The organism is Streptomyces sp. NPDC020965 (genome assembly GCF_044333555.1).
In the GTDB taxonomy this organism is placed as follows: Bacteria; Actinomycetota; Actinomycetes; order Streptomycetales; family Streptomycetaceae; genus Streptomyces.
Map to the genome: position 1 here is coordinate 343,581 of NZ_JBIRRE010000008.1, position 21,530 is coordinate 365,110.

The window sequence follows — 21,530 nt, forward strand, 5'->3', positions numbered from 1 at the left end:
CTCACTCCACAAAGCTGTAGGGGGGCAGTGGCCCGGTGAGCGTCAGTACGAGATGGGGGTGTGCCACCCGCAGCGCGTCGACCGCCTCCACCACGGCCGCGCTGCGGTCGCGCTCCACCAGGAAGGAGAGGTTCGCCAGCCAGCCGAGACTCTGCGGCCCGGCGTTCATCTCCTCACAGGCGCCCTCCAGCGCGGACCGCACCAGATCGGCGTCGTCCGTCTCCCGGCGCTGGACGGCCGCCGCGATGGCCTCGCCGAGCTGGAGCTTCTGGCTGTGCGAGCCGCCGCCCGCGCCCCGGTTGGTCTCGGCCATCGCCCGGAGGCCGGGGTCGTCGGCGAGCACGCGGTGGAGCACGGCCTCCTCGTCGTGGGTGACCTTCACGTTGTACTCGACCTTGCCCTGAAGGGTGCCGAGCCGTTCGACGTAGTACTCCTCACGGTCCGCGAGGACCGACGTCAGGGTCTCCTCGTCGGGCGACACACCGCCGAACCGCAGCGGCAGGACCGCACCGGTCTCGCCGGCCACCCGCAGTACGTTCTGATGGGCCAGCAGATCGCGGCGCTTCGGCCGTACCTCGTCCGGCGCGTCGCTGATCAGGGCCGCGATCCGGCCGTGCCGGACGACCCGGACCGGCCGGGGCGGATCTCCGATCCCGTCTGTCCGCTCCGGGAGACTCGGATGGGCACTGTCGGCGATGCCGTAGACGTAGACGCTCATTCCGTCTCCTCCTCCTGCTTCCGGGCGGCCGGGCGGCGGGTGCGCGCACGCGGCTTGGACTCGGACCGCTCCTCGCCCTTGCTGTCGTCACGCGCCTGCTGGAACGAGTCCGCCACCGTCTGGGCGGCGCCCGAGAGCGCGCCCTTGGTCTTGCCGCGGGCGCCGGACTCGGTCATCTCGCCGAGCAGATCGGGGAGCCCCGGGTCCTTGCGCGGGCCGGCCTCCAGATCGAGGCGGTTGCACGCCTCGGCGAACCGCAGATAGGTGTCGACGCTGGCCACCACGACCCGGATGTCGATCTTGAGAATCTCGATGCCCACGAGGGAGACGCGGATGAACGCGTCGATGACGAGACCTCGGTCGAGGATCAGCTCCAGCACGTCGTAGAGGCCGCTGGAGCCGCCGCCTCCGCCTGACTGCTGTTGTGCGGGCACAACTGTCATCGCTATCAGCCTTCCTTGTCGTCGGTGACATGCCGTCCGTGACATGCCGTCGGTGACGCTTCGCGGGCGCCCCTCGGCGGGTGCGCCGTGTCGATCGCGTCGCGTCGATGACGGGGTCCCCCGGCGGGGGGTCTGTCCGATCGGTGCGTCCGATCCGTGCGGCGCCCTCGGTGGCGCGCCGGTGCTCCGGCCGGCCCGATGACCGCGCGTACGGGCCCCTACCGGGGGCCGGTGCTAACGAGGGTCCGGCCTACCCCGCTCGTAGCGCCTGATGCGCCGGTAACCGGTGAGCTCACCCTGCTCGTCGAGGGTCACCTCGTAGCAGGCGAGCAGACTGGCCGTGCTGGGGACGCGTGCCAGTTCGAGCACCTCCACCTCCAGCGACCAGCCGTCCTCCGTCCGGACGAACGAGGAGACCGATTCGGTCTCCCGACCGGTGAGTTCGGCGAGCTGCGCGCCGGCTCTGCGCAGGACCTCCGTGACGCCCGGCGCGGACGGTGCGTCACCGTCCTTCTCCCGGTCCTTCTCCCGCGTGTTCTTCGATGTGTCGGCCATGAGCACCTCCTGACTCCGTGTTGCACGCCTGCGGCCTTCCAAACCCATGACCATCGCCTCCGGGCGGCGGAACCGGCCCGTGGGGTGCGCCCCGGCGTGCCGTCGTGGGAGCGGCGCGCGACAGTGGGGGGAGGCTCCGGGACCGTGGTCCCGGAGCACGGTCGCGACGGGTGTGAGGGAGCCGGACATGGACCCCGTGGAGGCGCTGGACCGGGTCGCGTTCCTGCTGGAGCGCGCTCGGGCGGAGACCTATCGGGTCCGCGCCTTCCGAACCGCGTCCGCCACCCTGGCGGAGCTGACGGGCGACGAGCTCGCCGAGCGCGCCGCGACGGGTTCACTGGAGCGGATCAAGGGCATCGGGCCGAAGACCGCGAAGGTCGTACGGGAGGCCCTGGCCGGGGAGGTGCCCGGCTATCTCCAGCGGCTGGAGGACGAGGCCGGCGCACCGCTCGCCGACGGCGGGGGCGCACTGCGCGCCCTGCTGCGGGGCGACTGCCATCTACATTCGGACTGGTCGGACGGGGGCAGTCCGATCGAGGAGATGGGCCGGACGGCCATCGCACTGGGACACGAGTGGGCCGTGCTCACCGACCACTCCCCCCGGCTGACGGTCGCCAACGGTCTCTCAGCCGGGCGGCTGCGGGAGCAGTTGGACGTGGTGGCGGGGCTGAACCGGCGGTGGGCCCCCTTCCGACTGCTGACCGGTATCGAGTGCGACATCCTGTCGGACGGCTCGCTGGACCAGGAACCGGAACTGCTGGCGCAACTGGACCTGGTGGTCGCATCGGTCCACTCGGAGCTGCGGATGGAGTCCGCGAAGATGACCCGCCGCATGATCGCGGCGGTGGAGAATCCGCTGGTGGATGTGGTCGGGCACTGCACGGGGCGGTTGCTCATCGGCCGGGAGCGGTCGCGCGGTGGTGGATCCGGTCGGGGCGGCACCCGGCCGGAGTCGCACTTTGACGCGGCGCGGGTGTTCGATGCCTGCGCGGCGCACGGCACGGCCGTGGAGATCAATTGCCGGCCCGAACGGCTGGACCCGCCGATGCGGCTCCTGAGTGCCGCGGTCGACGCGGGGGTGTTCTTCGCGATCGACACGGACGCGCATGCGCCGGGACAGCTCGACTGGCAGATCATCGGCTGTGCCCGCGCGGAACGGGGTGGGGTGCCGTCCGAGCGGGTGATCAATACCTGGGGCGCGGATGAGCTGCTCGCCTGGACGGCGGGGTGAAGGCGGGCGGGGAGCGCGCCCGGACCGGTGGGGAGCGCGCGGGCGGGGGCGCTATCGAAAGCCTGCACAGCCGGGGGGCGCGCGCGATCCCCGTACGGCCCTCCGTCGCCCGCCGCTACGCGCCGCCTGACCGCCCGTACGACCGTATGGCGGCGGGAACAGGGGGTAGACGCACGCCATGACAGTCGAAAAGACCAGTGTGCTCGTCCTGGACTGCGCCGAACCGCTGGAGTTGGCGGAGTTCTACGCCGCCCTCCTGAACGCCGAGGTCCGGATCGGGAACGACCCCGACTTCGTGGAGATCGTCGGAAACGCCGGGGTGCGGCTCGCCATTCGCCGGGACCTCGGGTACGCGCCCCCGAGCTGGCCCAGGCCGGAGGACTCGCAACAGGCCCACCTGCGCGTCCTGGTGGCCCATGCCGATATGGACGAGGCCGAGCGCGAGGCCGTGGGCCTGGGTGCCAGACCGGTGGACACCAAGGACAACGGCGGGCCGCGCGACGTCCGGATCTACTCCGATCCGGCCGGCCATTCGTTCTCGCTCGCGGTCGACCAGGGGCCACCGCAGTCCGCCGCCCAGCGACCGCTATGACGGCTTGCGGCCCCGGAAGCGGATACTGCGGCCACCCGGCAGGGGCGAGGGTTCCACCGTCACACCGGTGAATCCGGCGGCGGTCAGCCGCCCGGGCAGCTCGCGCGCGTCCAGGGTGTTCATGGTGTCCCCGATGTGCAGCAGCCGGAAGCGGAGACTCGGCTGGCTGTCGCTCCCGGCGAAGACCCCGCCGGGGGCCAGCACCCGGAACGCCTCGGCGAAGATCCGGTCCTGGAGTTCGTCCGTCGGTACGTGGTGCAGCATCGTGAAGGCCACCACCGCCGAGAAGGACCCGTCCGGCAGTGGCAGGGCCGACGCGTCACCGTGCACGATGCGCGCCCGGTCGCCCCAGGTCTCGTCGAGGAGCCGAGCGGAGTCGCCGTCGATCTCAACGGCGGTCACCCGGGGGGCGAGTCCGATCAGTACGCGCAGATTGGCGCCGTATCCGGGGCCGATCTCCAGCACGTCGGAGCCGAGTTCAACGCCGTCGAGGGCCCAGGGGAGGAAGGTCTCCTCCATCGTCTTCGCCCACTTCTCCGAGCTGCACAGTCGGCGGTGCGCCTTGTTCATCGGCATGATTCGACGGTAAGCCGGTTCGCTCCGGGGCCGCCACGGGCTAGGCTTCCGACTCATGTCGCAGAACGGACATCTGGCGCCGTACGGAGCCGCCCCGGGGACCGCGATCGTCGTCGGCACCTTCACGCTGCCGAAGGGCGCCTGGTTTCCCACCCACCGCCATCCGGTCCATCAACTCGCCTGGTCCCGCAGCGGTCTGCTCGCGGTCAGAACGGCGGCGGGGGCCTGGCTGCTGCCGCCGTCGATGGCGCTGTGGATCCCCGCCCGGCTGCCGCACGCGACCGGCGCCATGGGGACCGTGGACATGCGCAGCCCGTATCTCGATCCGCTGAGGTGCCCGGACGCCTGGACGGAGCCGACGGTGGTGTCGGTCGGTCCACTGCTGAGCGCCCTGATCGACCATCTGCACCGTGAGGATCTGACGGCGCGGGCGCGGGAACGGGCGGAGTCCGTGGTGTTCGACGTGCTGGATCCGCTGCCGGTGACCAGTGTGTCCGTCACCGAGCCGAGGGATCCCCGGGCGCGGGCGGTGGCGCGGGCGCTCGCCGGCGATCCCCGGGACGGCCGCGGTCTGGAGGCGTGGGGCAGCGAGGTCGGCGCGAGCGCCCGCACGCTGGCGCGGCTCTTCACGGCGGAGACGGGGCTGACGTTCGGCCAGTGGCGGGAGCGGCTGCGGATGCAGGCGTCGATGCCGCTGCTCGCGGGTGAGTTGCCGATCGAGGCGGTGGCCCGCCGGGTGGGGTACGGATCGGCCAGTTCGTTCGTGGCCGCGTTCCACCGGATCGTGGGGCTGACGCCGCGCCAGTACTTCCCGATGCCCTGAGGGGAGCTGAGAGCGCCGGGCGGCGCGTCGGGGGTGGGCGCCCGGCCTCGTGCCGTACGGGCGCCGAAACGGACACGAGGTCCCGCGGACTGCCCGCCGGGGGGCATCTGGAGAACGGCGGGCCGGGCGTGGGCGACCCGGCGATCGTCACCGGCCGACCGGGGACGGCGGTCCACCGGCGGCCGGCACCGGGCGGTGTGGGCCGGGCCCGGAGGCTCACACCGCGTCGACGCGGTGGGGGTTGGCGGCAGGGCCCTCGGTGCTCAGCAGCACCAGGGTGGTCGACGGACCGGCGCCGAGCGCGGCACGGCGGCCGGGGGCGCCGTCACCCGTGAGGGCGGCGCGGACACCCGCGAGCGAGGCGGCGCCACAGGGCCCCGCCTCGACACCGAGACCGGCGAGGGCGCGGGTCGCATCGGCGCACTCCGCCTCGGTGACCGCGACGGCCGCGTCGAGCCCGTCCCGCAGGAAGGGCCAGGCGAGCCGTGACGGGGTGCCGCAGTTGAGGCCCGCCATCGCGGTGGCGGAGGTCGGGACGGTGACCCGGCGTCCGGCGAGCAGACTGGCCAGGACACAGGGCGCGGCCTGTGGTTCCACCGCCAGCAGGGCGGGGGCGGCGGTTCCGACCGGGCGGCTGCGGGCATGGGTGACCGCGGCCTGGGCGAGTGAACCCACTCCGACGGGCACAGCGATCAGAGCCGGCCCCCCGGCGCCGACCGCGGCGATTTGGGCGTCGATCTCGGCGAAGAGGGTGGCGTAGCCCTCGACGATCCAACGCGGCACACGGTCGTCCCCGGTCACCACGGTGTCCTGGAGGAGCACGCTGCCGGCGTCCGCCGCCGCCCGCGCCGCCCGGCTCACGGCCTCGTCGTAGTCGCCGTCGACCCGAGTGACCCGCGCCCCCTCGGCCTCGATGGCGGCGACGGCCTCCGGGTGCACTCCCCGCGAGACGAAGACATGGGCGGGCAGGCCGCGCTGCCGGGCGATCCTGGCCACGGCCCGGCCGTGGTTGCCGTCGGTGGCGGTGACCAGTTGTACCCGGCTGCCCGGAGGCAGCTCGGCGAGGACCCGGTGCACCGCCCAGGAAGCGCCGAGTGCCTTGAAGGCGGGCAGGCCGAGCCGGGCCGACTCGTCCTTGACGAAGACCCGGCCGACACCGAGCGCGGCGGCCAGGGCGGGGAGTTCGGTGAGGGGGGTGCGGGCGTAGCCGGGCAGCGAGGCATGGAACTCGCCCACGGCGGCCGGGACCGGATCGCAGGTCAGGACGGGGGCGACGGTACGGGCGTACCAGGTGCGGCCGGGCCCCGGGTGGATGCCTCGGGTGCGGCCGGTTTCGGGGCGGTCGGCTCGGGGGCGATCGGTTGCGGGGCGGTCGTACCGGGGGGAGCGCTGGGGGCCGTCGGGCCGGCCCCGGAGGGGAGTCTTGGTCACCCGACCACCGTGCCCGCTGAGCCTATGCTCGGTCCAGCGAAGCATTTCGAATGATAATCATCGGAAATTCCGATGAATGGAAACGGGGTCCCGATGTTTGACCTGCACCGGCTGCGGCTACTGCGCGAGCTGAAGCACCGGGGCACGCTCGCCGCGGTGGCCGCCGCCCTCTCGTACAGCCCTTCATCCGTCTCCCAGCAGCTCTCCCAGTTGGAGTCGGAGGTCGGCGTCCCCCTGCTGGAGCCGGTGGGGCGGCGGGTGCGGCTGACCGAGCAGGGAGAGATCCTGGTCGCCCACACCGAGGCGGTGTTGGAGCGGCTGGAGCAGGCCGAGGCGGAGATCGCCGCCTCGCTCGTCGACCTCACCGGAACCCTGCGGGTCGCCTCGTTCCAGACCGCCGCCCTCAGCCTGGTCCCGGCAGCGCTCTCGCTGCTCCGAGACACCCATCCGATGCTGCGCGTCCACGTCACCCAGACCGAGCCGGAGAACGCACTCCCCGCGCTGCTCGCCCGGGACTTCGATCTGGTGGTCGCCGAGGAGTATCCGGGCAACCCCGATCCCCGGCCGCCCGGCGTCGAACGGGAGGACCTCTGTGAGGACCCGTTGCGACTGGCCCCTCCGTACACCGGTGCGGCGGCCGGGCCGACGACCCTGCGCGGGCTGGCCGACCGGCCGTGGGTACTGGAGCCGGAGGGCACGGCGGCGCGGCACTGGGCCATGACGCTCTGCCGCGACGCCGGCTTCGAGCCGGACATCCGGTTCGAGTCGACCGATCTGCTGCTCCATCTGCGTCTGGTGGAACACGGTCACGCGGCGGCGCTGCTGCCGGATCTGGTCTGGCACGGCCGCACTCCCACCGTGCCGTTGCACTCGCTGCCTCGGGGCCGTCGCTCCCGGCGGGTCTTCACGGCCGTACGCCGGGGGCGCAGCCAACATCCGGCGATCCGCGCGTTCCGGGCGGCGCTGCGGCGGTCGGCCGACGCGGTACGACCGTAGACCGGGTCCCCGCCAGCACGTCGGCCGCCGGGGGGATGACCGCCGGGGACGCCCATCGGCCGCAGGGCGGCGGCCTGTCGGTGCTCCGGGCCGGCCGCGGGAGAAAGCGGCGCCTACCGGCCATGGCGAATTTCTAGCGATTACTCAAAGCCATAGCAATGGCAAAGTTAACTCACCGAAAGGCCGAATCCGGACTACTGCATTCCTTGTTGACTTGCCTGATCTCTCCTTCAACACTGTGATCTGCCCGGATCACGGGAAACACCCAGGCCGTCGATATCCCGCCAGACCGAAAAGATTCAGCAACGCCATCCGCTGTTTCTCCTCGGGCGGGTCGGTCCGGATCCCGATTACCCACTGTCGGGACACCCCTGTGTCCGGCGCGGCAAGGACGTTTTCGTCGAAGCAATCGAAGGAAAGGACACTCCATCGTGAAGCCTCCTGTCTGGGTCAGGCCCGAGCTGCTCCCGATCGATTTCACCGCCGCCGCATCCTGTTCCTGTGAGTGCTCGGGCGGCTCCGGCGCCGGTTCCGGCCAAGCCACCTGAGACACCGCACGGCACCACGGGCGGGGGACCCTCATGGCTCCCCCGCCCGTTCATCGGCGAGCCCACGAAGAGGTGACGGATGAAGCTGCTGGAGCAATGGGACACGTTGGCCGTCCCGGACGACCTCGTCTACTTCCTGGACCCGGACTCCGGAAAACGACTGGTCGCCAACCCCGAACTGGCCGCGTGGTGCGCGCTGACCGAGGCGGAGACCGGGGTGCTCCAGGCCCTCGCCCGGCACGGCACCTCCCCCGCCGACACACGGACCACGGAACAGACGCTCGCCAAACTGGTCCTCAAGTGGATCGTCTACCTGCCCGGCCGCAAGCCCCGGGTGCGCCAGAGCGAACCCGCGCTGCGGCTCGTCTACTACGCGATCACGGACGGCTGCAACCTCCGCTGCCCCTACTGTTACGCGTCGTCGGAGAAGTGTCTGCCCGGTGAGCTGACCACCGAGGAATCACTCGGCCTGGTGGACCAGATCGCCGATATGGACACCAGCACGCTGATCCTCACCGGTGGCGAACCCATGCTGCGGAAGGACTTCTTCACCGTCGCCGAGCACGCCCGCGACCGGGGCCTGACCGTCAACATGATCACCAATGGCACGATGATCCGCACGGCCGCGACCGCGCAGCGGATCGCGGACATCTTCACCACCGTGACCGTGAGCGTCGACGGCGGCACGGCGGAACTCCACGAGAAGACCCGCGGCAAGGGCACCTTCCGGCGCACCGCCCACGGGCTGAACCTGCTCAACGAGGCCGGGGTGGTCCCGGTCATCAACCATGTGGTGACCCCGGACAACGTGGACGCGCTCGACGAGGTCTCCCGGTTCGTCGCCGGCCTCAAGGTCCGCCGGGTGCGGCTGATGAACCACTCCGACCTGGGGCGGGCCGCGAGCGACGGCTATGACTTCGGCTGGACCGAATTCCAGAAGGTCCAGCGATTCATGTGGACGAATCCCCGGGCCGCCGCACTGCTGCCCGACGGCCCCCGCGCCAGCAAACCCTGTTCGATCACTGGAAACTGCGGTATGGGCGGCACCGAGATCTATATCAATTCCCTCGGTGACGTGTACCCCTGCAAACTCGTCACCAAGCCCGTCCACCAGGCCGGCAATGTCAGACATCGGCCACTGGCCGAACTGTTCGCCTCCCCGGTCTTCGCCGACATGCGCCGCAACAGCGTCTTCGAGGGGGAGAACCTCAGCGACTGCCGGCGCTGCTACATCCGGGCGGCCTGCGGCGGCGGTTGCCGCGGCTACCACATGGCGGAGTCGGGCGACATCCACCAGAACGGCCGCCATCTCTGCCGGGTGCTGCGGCACTCGATGGTCACCAACTGGTGGCGCGCAATCGGAGCGACCGGCGCGCAACTCCTCGATCACCAGGACGAGATGCTGCGACCCCGACTGGTCGCGGACGACAGCGTCCACCCCGTCTACGAGGACTGGAAGAGAGCGGGCCGTCGGCAACTGCCCATTCTCCCGATGGTCAAGTGAAGGGAAGCACCATGACCTACCGGATCGACCCGGACGTCGTCTGGATGGCCGAGGACGGGGAAGTGCGTCTCTACGAACCGGAGTCGGGCGAATTCCAGACCCTCAACAGCACCGCGACCGAACTGTGGCTGCTGATCTCGGAGGGCCGGAGCGCCGAGGACATCACCGCCGAAGTGGGCCGGCGGTACGGGGCCGAGGACCCGGAGCAACTGGCGGAGATCGGCCGGGATGTCACGGACTTCCTCGCCCGGCTCACCGGGCAGGGCCTGGTCGTCAAGGACGGCGCGGGGGGAACAGACGGAACGGTCGGCGCGACGGGCCCGGAGGCGGAAGCGGGATCGAGTGCGGGTGCAGGGTCGGACGCGGGTGCGGGCTCGGAAGCAGGGTCGGACGCGGGTGCGACATCCGGGAACGGCGAGCGGCGCTCCGGCACGGAAGCCGTGGCGGATGCCTGAGCCCGGCCCCCGCCCCCCGGCCGCGATCCGGGCCCGTGACCTGGTCAAGCGCTACCAGGACATGGACCGGAACGCAGTCGACGGACTCTCCTTCGACATCGAGGCGGGAGCCGTCGTCGGACTGCTGGGCGCCAACGGCGCGGGCAAGACCACCCTCACCAAAATGATCTGCGGGGTCACCGTGCCGTGCCGGGGCACCATCGAGATCTTCGGGGCGGACCCGGCCGCGAAGGGCGGTCACGCCAAACGCGCCATCGGCGTCGTCCACCAGAGCGGCCCGTTCGACATGATGCTGACCGTGCTCGACAACCTGCGCATCGCGGCCGCCTTCAAGGGGCTGCGCTGGCGCCAGGTGCGCGCGGCGGCGACCGATTCGCTCGGCGCCTTCGGGCTCGACAGCAAGGCGTCCCAGCTCGTGTTCACCCTGTCCGGCGGTGAGCTGCGCCGCCTCCAGATGATCCGTGCCCTGCTCGGCACCCCGCCACTGCTCCTGCTCGACGAACCCTCCGCCGGACTCGATGTGACCGGCCGCCGCCAGGTCTGGGAACTGCTGTCCGAGCTGCGCCGCGAGCACGGCACCACCGTGCTGTGGACCAGCCACTACGTGGAGGAGCTGGAGCGCAACTGCCAGCGGGTGCTGATCATCGACCGGGGGCGGCTGGTCGAGTACGCGGCGCCCCGTGAACTCGCCGAGCGGTTCGGCGGCCAGATCGCCCTGCTGCGCCCGCTCAGCTCGCGGGACGCCACCCGGCTGGCCGGCGCGCTCGGCGCCCAGCTCGACTGCCCCGGGCTGCGGGTGGCGGTCACGGACGGACGGGTCGAGATCGCCGGCCCCGATGTGCGTACCCGGCTGCCCGCGCTGCTCACCGGCGCCCGGGAGCTGGGGATCGGGGTCGACGACGTCGAGTACCGCTCGCCGTCGCTGGAGGACGCCTTCCTGGAACTCGTGGGGGCCGGCCATGAGCGTTGACCTGACCACCGCGCCCGCCACCGCGCCGGCACTGCCCGGGGGCGGGCTGACCGCCACCATGTACCGCGAGTACTGCCTGCTGACCCGTAACCGCACCAATCTCCTGCTGTCCATCGTCCCGAGCGCCGTCTACCTGCTGCTCTTCGCGACCTCCCTGGCCAATCTGGTGGGCGAGGTCGAGTACGGCGGCCGGACGGTCCCGTACAGCGAGTTCGCCGTGCCCGCGGTGCTGCTCTCCTCGATGCTCGCGGCGGCCACCACCGCCGGGACCTCGCTGTTCCAGGAGCGCATGGGGCGGATGGACGTCGAGCTGTGGTCCTATCCGCTCGGGCGGGCGAGCTATGTGCTCGGCAAACTGCTCGCCAGCACCCTGCTGATCCTGGCGCAGAGCCTGGCTGCCCTCCTGGTGGCCATCACCGTCTTCGACTTCCGCTGGCCGGCATCGCACTGGGCGGCGGTGCTCTGTGTGACGGCGGTCGCCTCGATGGCGTTCAACGGGCTCTATCTGCTGCTCGCCACGCTGTTCTCGGACTTCCGGCGGTTCAGCGTCACCATCAACATCGTGGCGCCCGTCCTCCTCTTCTCCAGTCCGTCGTTCTACCCGGTCGACCGGATGGCGCCGGTCCTCCAGTGGCTGTCCTGGGCCAACCCTGTCACCTACGGGATCCGTGGCATCCGGGAAGGGGCGCTCTTCGGCTTCGGGGCGGTCTGGCCCTGGCTGCTGGTGCTCGTCGGGATAGCCGCCGTCACGGTGCCGCTGCTCGGACGTTCGCTGGTGGTACGGGCCCGGGAGTTGTGAGCACCCTGCCCTGACGCGCCCTGCCGCCCGGCCGGGGTTCAGGGGGAGGCACCCCGGCCGGGGTTCAGGGGGAGGGCGCCGGGCCGGGGTTCAGGGGGAGGGCGCCGGGCCGGGGTTCAGGGGGAGGGCGCCGGGCTCGGCGCGCCCCGCAGGACACCGATCTTGTCGATGCGGTGCTCCGGATTGCCCCGGTCGTCGCGCCAGAAGTTCCCCGCCGCGTCGTCCTCCGGGGTGGCGCAGGTGGAGATCGTGATCATCGCGCGGGTGGGCCGCTCGCCGGGCTGCCCGGGGACCGGCGCCCGCTGTTCGGCGAGGGAGCGTCCGGAGCGGAAGGAGGTGCTCCGGGTCTCGGTGATCTCGTAGGTGTGGACCCGGCCGCCCGCCGTCACGACCACGGTGTCGCCCTTCCGCAGCGACGGCAGATCGCGCAAGGGGCCGCCGGCGGACAGCCGGTGGGCCGTCACCAGGTAGTTGCCGATCTCGCCGGGGCCGACCCCGCCGTCCGCTCCGTAGGGGCTGGCCGCCACACCGCGGTTCTGGATCACGGTGCCCGGGGTGTCGTCCGTCGTGCCCTCGTACGGGACGACCGGCAGGTCCGCCAGGCCGAGCGCGGGGATGGCGAGGGTCGCGGGCACTGTCCGGTCCTTTGGCGGCACCGGTGTCGGCGCCGGTGCGGACGCCACCGGGAGTGGGCGCTCGGGGGTGCTGGGGGCGCTCAGGTCGCTCGGGGCACGTTCGCCGCTCATGGTGCCCCTGGCGGCGGTCGGATCACCGACGGCGTCGGCGCAGCCGACGAGCAGAGCGAGACAGCCGACGAACAAGGCGCCGAGCACGGTGGTGAGGGCGCTGGTGAGGGCGCGGGGAACGGCCATGGTCGGGGGCCTCCGATCCCTGGGGATGCGTCCGGACATATCCGAGTACATCCGGGCTCGATGCTTCCGGACCGTGTCCCGACCCGTCACTTCCGGCCGGACCGTGTCCCGACCCGCCGGTTCCGGACCGTGTCCCGACACGTCGTTCACGGGCCCGGGGACGACCTGTCGCCTCGGACCCTGGGCGGAGTCACCGTCTCCGGGTCCCCCGTCCGCCGCCCGTGGGCGGCTACGGCCACGGGCGGCGGACGGTCCCGTCCTCCCTCCACCATGCCGAACCCGGTCCGGTACGGCAACGGGGGCGCATCTGTCGATTCCCCGGACTCCCGGGCCGCCCGACCGAGACCACCCGGCCCATGGCGGTACCGGTCCACGGCGGGCACCGACACTGCCACCGCCGACGCATCCGGCAGCACCGACACCGACACCGACAGAATCAACGGCACCAGTACCGCGCGCCGTCCGGTTTCACTCCCCCGCCGTCGTCGGAACCCGCCACTCCAGCCGGGTGCCGCCGGCCCCCGCCACTGCGACCGTCATCTCCCCGCCCAGTCGGTCCGCCCGCTCCGCCAGATTGCGCAGCCCGCCGCGCCGACCCTCCGCCACCGCCGGTACGCCCACCCCGTCGTCCACAACCGCCACGGTGAGCGTTCCGGACCGCACCACCAGCGAGACCTCCGCCTTCGTCGCCCGCGCATGTCGGGCCACATTGGTCAGCGCCTCCCCCAGCACCGCCACGACCTCGTCCGCGACCGGGCGCGGCACATCCGTGTCGATCAGCCCCTCCATCCGCAGCGCGGGCGCGAAGCCCAGCGTCCCGGCCGCCTGTTCGAGCGCCCGTACCGCGCGGACCCGGAGACCGGGCGACGCGTTGGGCGTCTCACGCTCACGCAGCCCGAAGATGGTCGAGCGGATGATTTTGATGGTGTCGTCCAGGTCGTCGATCGCCCGCACCAGCCGCTCTGTGGCCTCCGGATGCTCCACGAACCGGCCCGCGCTCTGGAGGGTCATCCCCGTGGCGAACAACCGCTGGATCGCCAGATCGTGCAGATCGCGGGCGATCCGGTCCCGGTCCGCCAGCAGCGCCATCTGTTCGGCGTCACGGCGCCGGTCGGCAAGTTCCAGGGCGAGCGCGGCCTGCCCCGCGAAGCCCGACAGCGGAGCGGTCTCCGCGTCGGTGAACGGAGGCCGCCCCGACTTGCGGGCGAGCAGGAGAACACCCCTGACCCGGCCCTTCGTGCCGATCGGTACGGCGACGGCGGGCCCGAAACCCGCCCAGCGGCCCGCCTCGAAGGTCACCCGGTCGTCGTCGGCCACGTCAACGGCGGTGATCAGGGCGCCCTCGGCGAGCGCCACCCCCGCCAGGGTCCCCGTGCCGGCCGATGCCCCCTCACCCGGCAGCGCGATCCCCCGGTGCGCGTCGGCGCCGGGTCCGAACGCCAGCTCGGCGCGGAGGCCGCCGCCGCGCTCCACCAGGTAGACGACGCCCAGTTCGGTGGCGGTTATCCCGCGGGCCCGTTCGATCATCGTCTCCAGCACCTGGCGCTGGGACGATCCGGAGAGCAGGGCGCTGGTCAGCTCGGCGCTCGCGGAGAGCCAGCGCTCCCGGAGCCGTACCTCCTCGAAGAGACGGGCGTTCTCGACGGCGATACCGGCCGCGACGGCGAGGGTCGACAGCACCGCCTCGTCCTCGGCATCGAACTCGCCGCCGTCGCGCTTCTCCGTCAGATACAGATTTCCGAAGACTTCGTCGCGTACGCGAATGGGCACCCCGAGGAACGAGTGCATCGGCGGGTGGTGCGGTGGGAAGCCGGACGACGCGGGATGGTCCGACAGATCCGCCAACCGCAGCGCCTCCGGATGCCGGACCAGTTCCCCGAGCAGCCCGTGTCCGGACGGCAGATCGCCGATCCTGGCGCACTGCTCGTCGCTGATGCCCACCGGCAGGAACTGGACGAGCCGGTGGTCGGCGCCGACGACCCCGAGGGCCCCGTATCCGGCGTCGACCAGGACGACGGCGGCCTCCACGATCCCGCGCAGCACTTGGGGCAGATCCAGCTCCCGCCCCACCGACAGCACGGCTTCCAGCAGCCCGTTCAGCCGGTCCCTGGTGCCCCGTACATCGTCGATACGGGACTGTAGTTCGTCCAGCAGCTCGTCGAACCGCAGGCGCGGCAGCCGGCCCGCACCCTGTCCGTCCCCACTCATGAGCCCTCCGAGACTCTCCACCCGACCCGGCCCGCCAGGGCCACTCGCACGGTATCGCCCGCCGGAACCCGGCCGTGCGTCAGGGCCGTTCGGCCCCCACTCCGGCCCCGGCCGGCACCTGTGGTTCCGGCGCCCCGGCGGTGGACGCTGGAGCCGTACCGACAGGGGCCGCGACCGGGTACGGAAGCGGGAACGGGGAGAAGGCGAGGGGACCGTGACGAGTCCGACCACCACCATGAGCGCTCTTCCGACGGAGCACCGGAACCAACTGATGCGGATGGCCACCGAGGTGAGCTTCCCGCAGGGGACCAGACTCTTCGACGAGGGCGGCCACGCTGACCGGTTCTGGGTCGTACGGACCGGTCTGATCACCCTCGACATCCGGGTCCCCGGCCGCCGCCGACCGGTGATCGAATCCCTGGCCCACGGCGAACTCGTCGGATGGTCCTGGCTGTACCGGCCGGCCGTGTGGCATATGGGCGCGGAGGCGACGACCCCCGTACGGGCGCTCCAGTTCGACGCGGCGGACGTACGGGGCATGTGCGACGCCGACCCGTGGTTCGGGCACGAGGTCGCCCTGTGGGTCGGCTCGGTCCTCGCCCACCGGCTCCAGTCGGCCAGGACCCGGCTGCTGGACCTGTACGCGCCCCACGGCGGCGGGACGAGCGCGCGAGGATAGGCGCCCCTCCCCCGGTGGGGGGAGACCGGCTCCGGGGCGAGGGGGCCATTCGGCCCCTGGCGCTCCCCGGCCGGCCGGGGGCACCCTCGTAACGGACACCGAAGAACCAGGGAGCCCCTCACGTGACCGCCTCGACCGCCTTCTCCGCGCAGCGCCCGATACGGGTCTTCCTCCTCGACGACCACGAGGTCGTCCGCCGCGGCGTGCACGATCTGCTGGGCGCCGAACCGGACATCGTGGTGGTCGGCGAGGCCGGATCCGGTGCACAGGCGCTGGTGCGGGGTCCCGCCCTCCGCCCCGACGTCGCCGTGCTCGACATCCGGCTGCCGGACAGCGACGGCATCACCGTCTGCCGGGAGCTGCGGTCGCGGATGCCGGGGATCGCCTGTCTGATGCTGACCTCGTTCGACGACGACGATGCCCTGCTCGACGCGATCATGGCGGGCGCGGCGGGCTATGTGCTCAAACAGATCAAGGGCTCGGACCTGGTGACGGCGGTCCGGACGGTGGCCTCCGGACAGTCCATGCTCGACCCGGCCACCACGGCGCGGCTGATGAGCAGTCTGCGGGCGCCGGACGAGCCCGCCGAGGCGGCGACGCCGCTGAGCGGGCTGACCGAGCGGGAGGCGGAGATCCTCGCCCTGATCGGTGAGGGGCTGACCAACCGGCAGATCGGCCAGCGGCTCTATCTCTCGGAGAAGACCGTCAAGAACCACATCTCCCGGCTGCTCGCCAAGCTGGGCGTCGAGCGCCGCATCCAGGCGGCCGTCCTCGCCACCCGGTTCACCCCCCGGCCGCACTGACCGCCCGGCTGGATCCGTTCGGACAGCGGCCGAGGAGTGTGCGTGCCGGCGCGTGCCGACGGACGGGAGCCCAGGAAGATCCGTCAGACACGCCCTAGGGTCGGTGGAGAACATCACCGAGCTGGGGAGAGCGTATGGCGGGCAAGAAGGCACGATCCGCGGCGACACTGCCGCGCTCCGTGTACGAACAGGAACTCCTGAGGCTCCAGACGGAGCTGGTGAAGCTTCAGGAGTGGGTGCGCGTGGAGGGCGTGCGGCTGGTGGTGGTCTTCGAGGGCCGGGACGCAGCCGGCAAGGGCGGCACCATCAAACGGGTCGCTGAGCATCTCAATCCGCGAGTCGCCCGGACGGTAGCGCTGCCCAAGCCGACGGAGCGCGAGCGGACGCAGTGGTACTTCCAGCGGTACATCGAACACCTGCCGGCCGCCGGGGAGATCGCCCTCTTCGACCGGAGCTGGTACAACCGGGCCGGTGTGGAGCAGGTGATGGGCTTCTGCACCCCGGCCGAGCACCAGCGCTTCCTGCACCAGTGCCCCATCTTCGAGCGGATGCTGGTGGAGGACGGGATCCTGCTGCGCAAGTACTGGTTCTCGGTGAGCGACGCCGTCCAAGAGGAGCGGTTCCGGCGCCGGCTGACCGATCCGACCCGGCGCTGGAAGCTCTCGCCGATGGATCTGGAGTCGATCACCCGGTGGGAGGCGTACTCCCGGGCCAAGGACGAGATGCTGGTGCACACGGACATCCCCGAGGCGCCCTGGTACGTCGTCGAGAGCGACAACAAGCGTCGGGCGCGGCTCAATATGATCGCCCATCTGCTGTCGTCGGTGCCGTACCGCGAGGTGCCGCTCCCTGTGATCGAGATTCCGGACCGCCCGCCGTCCACCGGGTACACCCGCCCGCCACGCGATCTCCAGACCTATGTCCCCGATCACGCGGCGAGCCTCATCGCCTCGTAACGACCACGAACGGCGGCTCGGGCCCCCCGCCGGGGGCCACTCCCCCGGCGAGGGGCGGGGGAGTCACCGCCTCACGGGTGGGGGATGACTGCGACGGGCGCGGTGGCGTGGTGCAGTACGGCGTGGGCGACGGATCCGATGCGGCTGAAGGGCGAACGCCGCACCCGACGCCCGACGACCAGCAGGGCGGCGTCCCGCGATGCGTCCACGAGCTGGTCCACGGCCTTGCCCGGCCGGGACTCCTCGACCACCTCGACCGAGGGGTACTTGCGCCGCCAGGGGCTCAGCGTCTCCGCGAGGGTGGCGGCCTCCTCCTCGGCGAGCCGGTCGTTCAGCTCGGGGTCGGGCGGCAGCCCGTAGGCGAAGTAGGGCGGCAGGTTCCAGCCGTGGACGACGCGCAGGGGTGTGGACCGCCGTCCGGCCGCGTCGAAGGCGAACTCAATCAGCTCGTCGTAGGGGTCGTTGGTGTCGAGCCCCAGGACGACCGGGCCGTACGGGACCTCCTGCGCCTCCTCCGCCGCCGCTTCGCCGTCGCCCGTCGGCTCCGCGGGACGGACCAGCACGACCGGGCGCTCGGCGCGGGCGATGACGGCCTGCCCGACCGAGCCGACGAGATAGCCGCCGATGCCGCTCAGGCCCCGGGAGCCGAGGACCAGCAGATCGGCCTCCCCGGCCGCCTCGGTGAGGACCTCGGCGGGCCGGCCGGTGAGCTGTTCGGCGGTGACGTCGAGTTCGGGGTGGCGCAGCCGCAGCGCTTCGGAGGCTTCCCGGGGGATCTGCTCGGACCAGTGCTGCTGGGTCTCGCCGCCCAGGAAGGGCGCCTGGACCAGGGGCACCGTTTCCCAGACGTTGACCAGCCGCAGGGGCAGCCCGCGCAGCTTCGCTTCGCGGGCCGCCCACTCGGCGGCGGCCAGGCTCTCGCGGGAACCGTCGAGGCCGACTGTGACGGTGCGGGACATGATGCACACCTCCTGGAGCGGATGGGATCACTTCCGTTTCTTGATCCCGTATCCAGCATGGCCGCGGATACACGCGGGTGCGAGGGGTCGCAGGTCCCTCAACGGCGGACTCAGGTCCCGCGCCGCGGCCCGACCGGCCCTGGCCGAAGGGCCCGATCGGGTGACGGGCCGTCGGATGCGGGCGGGGCGGCGCGGGTTCGGCGGCAGGTTCGGCAGCGGGTTCCGGCGGGCGGGGGCCACAGTCACCCGACACCCGTGCGCGGCGACCCCGGCGACCCATCCCGCGCCCGGCGACCCCGCCGAACGATCCCGCGCCCGGCTGCCGGTTCGGTCTTCGAGTCGGCCGAATGTGGACCGGCACGGCCGTGGATCGGGCCGGGCCGGGGTGCGCTGAGCCGTTTCCCCCTCCGTACGTCCCGAGGCGGCGGACGGGCCGGCCGGTCAGCCGTCCGGCGACGGATCCCTGGTGGTGATGGGGCCGTTGATGTCGAGTTCCCCGACGGAGCCCAGGACCTCCACCGCCGGGGTGCCCGGACCGTGGGTGGTGATACCGCCGTCGACGCGGACGAGCCGGGCGCGGGCGCCCGGTTTGAGGCTGAGGGCGGTGGCGGCCAGGGTCATGAGTTCGCCTTTGACCAGGCTCTCGCCGCTCGCGCCGTGGGTCTCGATGCCCCGGCGTACGGTGATGGTGCCGACCGGCTTGCTGATCTGGATGCCGACCGCGGCGTCCGCGTGGGTGACGATCCGGTCGAACTCGGCGGTCTCCACGGTGCCGTCGTAGACGTTGAAAGCGCGTGCGCCGAGCCCGAAGGTCTCGATCGGCGCGTGCACGGCCAGCCGCCGCAGGGTGCCGAAGAGGACGAACCCGATACCGCTGGGGCCGTACGAGGTGATCGGCGCGTGGGCGGTCCAGCTCCCCACCTCGCCCCACAGGTCGAGCACCATGTCATTGACGCCGTAGGTGGTCACCGGGCCGTGGTTGACGACCTCCCGCACCGACGCGTACACGACGAAGACGCCACCGCTGATCTGTCCGGGGGTACCGGCCGGGATACCCCCGTCGGAGAAGACCGGGCCGGTGTGCAGCCGCTCGCCCGTCACCCGACCGCCGCCGTCGGTGCCGGACACGAAGACGCCACCGCCGCGCACCGGCGCACCGTCCCGTCCGGCCGTCAGCCCGGTCAGCTCGCAGGTGATCAGGGCGGCCGGGTCGGTCTGCTGGTTGTAGAGGGTGAAGGCGCCCTGAATGACCTCGACGTTGTATCCGCGGGGTCGCGGCAGGCACTCACGGGCGTCCGCCGCCTCGATGTCGAGGCCGTCGACGCGGACGTGTCCGGCGCGGACCCGCTCGCGGGCGAGCAGTTCGACCCGCCCCACGGTGGACACCTCGCGCAGTTCCAGGGTGCCCAGGGTGTCGACCGCGGTGTCGTTGTGGATCGCCCGGGCGGCGGGCGCGGTCTCCAGCCGGAGGCCACCGACCCGGTTGTCCCGGGTGAGGCGGAGCCCGTCCCCGCCCTGGTCGAAGACGAGCGCCGCACCAGGACCCGCGCCGTGCAGCGCCACTCCCCCGGGCAGGGTCAGGGGCGGCACCCCGCGCAGCCGTCCCTCGATCAGGATGTCGGCCGCGCCCCCGGCGCCGCTCAGCGCGTCGATGAGCCCCGGCACGGTACTGACCGTGAGTCTGTCGATTGCCATGGTGCGACCCTAAACTCCCGATATGTCGCGCTGGCCGCGCCATGACGGTGTCTCACTCCGTTGCACCGGCACGCCACCGCGACCGGGGTCATGGACCCCCGATGGTGAAGATCTCCGTGGTGGCGGTCAGTTCATCGGTGTCCGGATCGGCGGCGGCGAGCCCGGAGTGCACGGTGCCGCCGGTGACGAGGACCCTGCCGTCGGCGAGCGCCACGGCCGCGAAGGCCCACCGGCCGGTGAGCGAGCCGGCCGCCGGCGTCCAGGTCCTGGCCGCGCTGTCGAGGATCAGGGCGCTCTGGTAGCCGACGTTGTCGTGGACGTCGGCGGTGCCGCCGATCAGCAGGAAGGTGGTGGGTCCCAGCGGTACGACGCGGTGCGCGCCCCGACCGCCGGGCATCGGTGGCAGCGCCGTCCACAGGCCGGTCGCCAGCTCATAGCGCTCGGTCGTCAGCGTGCCGTACGGGTCGTGGGCGCCGTCCTCCGGGGCACCGGGGGTGGCGCCGCCGACGACGAGCGCCGCCGTGTGTGTCACCGGCACCGTCTGATGGTCGCTCCGGGGCTCCAGCAGACTGCCGGTGGGCGCCCAGGAGTCGGTGGCCGGGGTGTACAGCTCGCAGGGGCCGAGCGCGGTCTCCCCGGTCCGGGCGGGCGGCACGGCGCCGCCGCAGACGATCACCCGTCCGCCGGTGAACCGTACGGCGGAGTGGCCGGTACGGGCGCGGGCCATCGGCGCGGCCGGGCTCCAGGCGTCGGTGGCCGGGTCGTAGAGCTCCACCGAGCGCAGACCGTCGGCCGGATCGCGGGAGCCGGCCGCGACACCACCCGCCACCAGCACCTTCCCGTTCTCCAGGAGGACGGCGCTGTGTCCTCGGCGCGCTTCGCGCAGATCCCCGGCCCGGCTCCAGGTGTCGGTCACCGGGTCGTAGAGTTCCGCGGTCGCCGGACTGGGCGACAGCGGCGACGCCCCACCCGTACCCCCAGCGACGAGCACCCTTCCGTCGTCGAGCCGGGTCACGGTGTGCAGTCGCCGGGGTGACCGCAGGGGAGCGCCCGCCGTCCACCGGGCGGCGGCCGGGTCGTAGAGCGCGGTCGCGGCGACCGGGGCGCCCCGTCCGTCCGCGCCGCCCACCAGGAGCACCTTGCCGCTGCGCAGCAGGACGGCACCGTCGTACTGTCCGTACCAACTGGCCGCCGTGGGCAGATCACCGGTCCTCGTCCACCGTCCGGTGGCCGCCAGTGCGGGGGTGGTCATGGCGTCGAACCCTTCGTGGTGATGGCCGTGCTCATGGCGCCAGGCCCCCGACCGGGGGCGTCCGTACGGCGGGGCGAACCGTCCCCCTGGGGAGGAGACGGCCGGGCGGGCGGGTACGGCGGCGGTCCGGATCCCCCGGCGCACTCCCCACGAGCGCACCGCACAGGGGGCGGTGGGGGCATTGGTACGGGGATGGTGGGGTCTCGGCCGAGCGGTCCGCGCCGAACATCAGGTCCACCCTTCCGCCACCGGGCGCGCGCACCGGCGCGGCGAGCGCGCGGCCAGGCTTCATCGCACTCAGCCGCACACCGCGTCGACCGGTGTGTCGACGATCGACACGGCCGCCGTCCGGCCGATGAGCGGCCGGGTCATCGCGATACCCGGGAACTCGACGCTTACTGTGACCCTCGGAGCACCACAGCATCAACAGCCCGGTCGGAGAGCCACCCCAAGGAGTGAACGATC

22 protein-coding genes are annotated in these 21,530 nt (G+C 72.2%); 12 read left to right on the forward strand and 10 right to left on the reverse strand.

The window, feature by feature from the left end:
* Position 1 precedes the first annotated feature (1 nt).
* From ACH4S7_RS24615 to ACH4S7_RS24625, 3 genes are all read right to left on the reverse strand, one after another.
* The gene (locus tag ACH4S7_RS24615) at positions 2-718 is read right to left on the reverse strand and encodes a GvpL/GvpF family gas vesicle protein (RefSeq protein WP_398523421.1); all 717 of its coding nucleotides are present in this window, start codon (positions 716-718) and stop codon (positions 2-4) included.
* On the reverse strand, positions 715-1,161 hold the full coding sequence (locus tag ACH4S7_RS24620; protein ID WP_398523422.1) for a gas vesicle structural protein GvpA: 447 nt from the start codon (positions 1,159-1,161) through the stop codon (positions 715-717). Before ACH4S7_RS24620 ends, ACH4S7_RS24615 begins: the two co-directional genes overlap by 4 nt.
* A gap of 234 nt (positions 1,162-1,395) precedes the next feature.
* On the reverse strand, positions 1,396-1,716 hold the full coding sequence (locus ACH4S7_RS24625; protein ID WP_398523423.1) for a gas vesicle protein: 321 nt from the start codon (positions 1,714-1,716) through the stop codon (positions 1,396-1,398).
* Between the two features lie 187 nt (positions 1,717-1,903).
* Between ACH4S7_RS24625 and ACH4S7_RS24630 the strand changes: the two genes are divergently transcribed.
* Both ACH4S7_RS24630 and ACH4S7_RS24635 read left to right on the forward strand, forming a co-directional pair.
* Complete coding sequence (locus tag ACH4S7_RS24630) at positions 1,904-2,947, forward strand: PHP domain-containing protein (protein WP_398523424.1); 1,044 nt, start codon at positions 1,904-1,906, stop codon at positions 2,945-2,947.
* Positions 2,948-3,125: 178 nt separating this feature from the next.
* On the forward strand, positions 3,126-3,539 hold the full coding sequence (locus tag ACH4S7_RS24635) for a VOC family protein (RefSeq protein WP_398523425.1): 414 nt from the start codon (positions 3,126-3,128) through the stop codon (positions 3,537-3,539).
* On the opposite strand, the gene ACH4S7_RS24640 is transcribed toward ACH4S7_RS24635, so the two are convergent.
* Entirely contained in the window at positions 3,534-4,115 is a 582-nt protein-coding gene (locus tag ACH4S7_RS24640; protein WP_398523426.1) for a class I SAM-dependent methyltransferase, read from the reverse strand. The two genes, ACH4S7_RS24635 and ACH4S7_RS24640, sit on opposite strands and share 6 nt — an antisense overlap.
* Positions 4,116-4,170: 55 nt before the next feature.
* Here ACH4S7_RS24640 and ACH4S7_RS24645 point away from each other — a divergent pair, with 55 nt between their 5' ends.
* Positions 4,171-4,938 (forward strand): AraC family transcriptional regulator, encoded by a 768-nt coding sequence (locus tag ACH4S7_RS24645; RefSeq protein ID WP_398523427.1) that lies wholly within the window; start codon positions 4,171-4,173, stop codon positions 4,936-4,938.
* Between the two features lie 216 nt (positions 4,939-5,154).
* Here ACH4S7_RS24645 and ACH4S7_RS24650 read toward each other — a convergent pair whose 3' ends face one another.
* A complete protein-coding gene (locus ACH4S7_RS24650) occupies positions 5,155-6,369 on the reverse strand; it encodes a pyridoxal-phosphate dependent enzyme (protein WP_398523428.1) in 1,215 nt (404 codons plus the stop codon).
* Between the two features lie 93 nt (positions 6,370-6,462).
* Here ACH4S7_RS24650 and ACH4S7_RS24655 point away from each other — a divergent pair, with 93 nt between their 5' ends.
* The 6 genes from ACH4S7_RS24655 (at position 6,463) to ACH4S7_RS24680 (ending at position 11,641) form a co-directional block, all read left to right on the forward strand.
* Positions 6,463-7,365: a LysR substrate-binding domain-containing protein gene (locus ACH4S7_RS24655; RefSeq protein ID WP_398523429.1), complete on the forward strand. Its 903-nt coding sequence runs from the start codon at positions 6,463-6,465 to the stop codon at positions 7,363-7,365.
* A gap of 431 nt (positions 7,366-7,796) precedes the next feature.
* A complete protein-coding gene (stsA, locus tag ACH4S7_RS24660) occupies positions 7,797-7,913 on the forward strand; it encodes a StsA family sactipeptide RiPP (protein WP_398523430.1) in 117 nt (38 codons plus the stop codon).
* A 79-nt stretch (positions 7,914-7,992) separates the two neighbouring features.
* Positions 7,993-9,417, forward strand: a complete 1,425-nt coding sequence (stsB, locus tag ACH4S7_RS24665) for a StsB family radical SAM/SPASM domain sactipeptide maturase (protein ID WP_398523431.1) — start codon at positions 7,993-7,995, stop codon at positions 9,415-9,417.
* Positions 9,418-9,428: 11 nt separating this feature from the next.
* Positions 9,429-9,872: a PqqD family protein gene (locus ACH4S7_RS24670; RefSeq protein WP_398523432.1), complete on the forward strand. Its 444-nt coding sequence runs from the start codon at positions 9,429-9,431 to the stop codon at positions 9,870-9,872.
* Positions 9,865-10,842: an ABC transporter ATP-binding protein gene (locus tag ACH4S7_RS24675; protein WP_398523433.1), complete on the forward strand. Its 978-nt coding sequence runs from the start codon at positions 9,865-9,867 to the stop codon at positions 10,840-10,842. Before ACH4S7_RS24670 ends, ACH4S7_RS24675 begins: the two co-directional genes overlap by 8 nt.
* Entirely contained in the window at positions 10,832-11,641 is an 810-nt protein-coding gene (locus ACH4S7_RS24680; RefSeq protein WP_398523434.1) for an ABC transporter permease, read from the forward strand. The genes ACH4S7_RS24675 and ACH4S7_RS24680 overlap by 11 nt, the downstream gene beginning before the upstream one ends.
* A gap of 116 nt (positions 11,642-11,757) precedes the next feature.
* Here the strand turns inward: ACH4S7_RS24680 and ACH4S7_RS24685 are convergent, their stop codons facing one another.
* A complete protein-coding gene (locus ACH4S7_RS24685) occupies positions 11,758-12,513 on the reverse strand; it encodes a class E sortase (RefSeq protein ID WP_398523435.1) in 756 nt (251 codons plus the stop codon).
* 468 nt (positions 12,514-12,981) lie between these two features.
* The gene (locus tag ACH4S7_RS24690) at positions 12,982-14,721 is read right to left on the reverse strand and encodes a GAF domain-containing protein (RefSeq protein ID WP_398523436.1); all 1,740 of its coding nucleotides are present in this window, start codon (positions 14,719-14,721) and stop codon (positions 12,982-12,984) included.
* 235 nt (positions 14,722-14,956) lie between these two features.
* Between ACH4S7_RS24690 and ACH4S7_RS24695 the strand changes: the two genes are divergently transcribed.
* The 3 genes from ACH4S7_RS24695 (at position 14,957) to ppk2 (ending at position 17,159) form a co-directional block, all read left to right on the forward strand.
* Positions 14,957-15,400 carry a Crp/Fnr family transcriptional regulator gene (locus tag ACH4S7_RS24695; RefSeq protein ID WP_398523552.1) on the forward strand — a complete coding sequence of 148 codons (444 nt, stop codon included), beginning with the start codon at positions 14,957-14,959 and terminating at the stop codon, positions 15,398-15,400.
* Positions 15,401-15,522: 122 nt separating this feature from the next.
* A complete protein-coding gene (locus ACH4S7_RS24700; RefSeq protein ID WP_398523437.1) occupies positions 15,523-16,203 on the forward strand; it encodes a response regulator in 681 nt (226 codons plus the stop codon).
* 134 nt (positions 16,204-16,337) lie between these two features.
* Positions 16,338-17,159: a polyphosphate kinase 2 gene (ppk2, locus tag ACH4S7_RS24705; protein ID WP_398523438.1), complete on the forward strand. Its 822-nt coding sequence runs from the start codon at positions 16,338-16,340 to the stop codon at positions 17,157-17,159.
* A 71-nt stretch (positions 17,160-17,230) separates the two neighbouring features.
* Here ppk2 and ACH4S7_RS24710 read toward each other — a convergent pair whose 3' ends face one another.
* The 3 genes from ACH4S7_RS24710 to ACH4S7_RS24720 all read right to left on the reverse strand — a co-directional run bounded on the left by ACH4S7_RS24710 (position 17,231) and on the right by ACH4S7_RS24720 (position 21,065).
* On the reverse strand, positions 17,231-18,118 hold the full coding sequence (locus tag ACH4S7_RS24710; RefSeq protein ID WP_398523439.1) for a universal stress protein: 888 nt from the start codon (positions 18,116-18,118) through the stop codon (positions 17,231-17,233).
* Between the two features lie 441 nt (positions 18,119-18,559).
* Positions 18,560-19,813: a hypothetical protein gene (locus ACH4S7_RS24715; RefSeq protein WP_398523440.1), complete on the reverse strand. Its 1,254-nt coding sequence runs from the start codon at positions 19,811-19,813 to the stop codon at positions 18,560-18,562.
* A gap of 88 nt (positions 19,814-19,901) precedes the next feature.
* A complete protein-coding gene (locus tag ACH4S7_RS24720; RefSeq protein ID WP_398523441.1) occupies positions 19,902-21,065 on the reverse strand; it encodes a Kelch repeat-containing protein in 1,164 nt (387 codons plus the stop codon).
* Between the last annotated feature and the right edge of the window lie 465 nt (positions 21,066-21,530).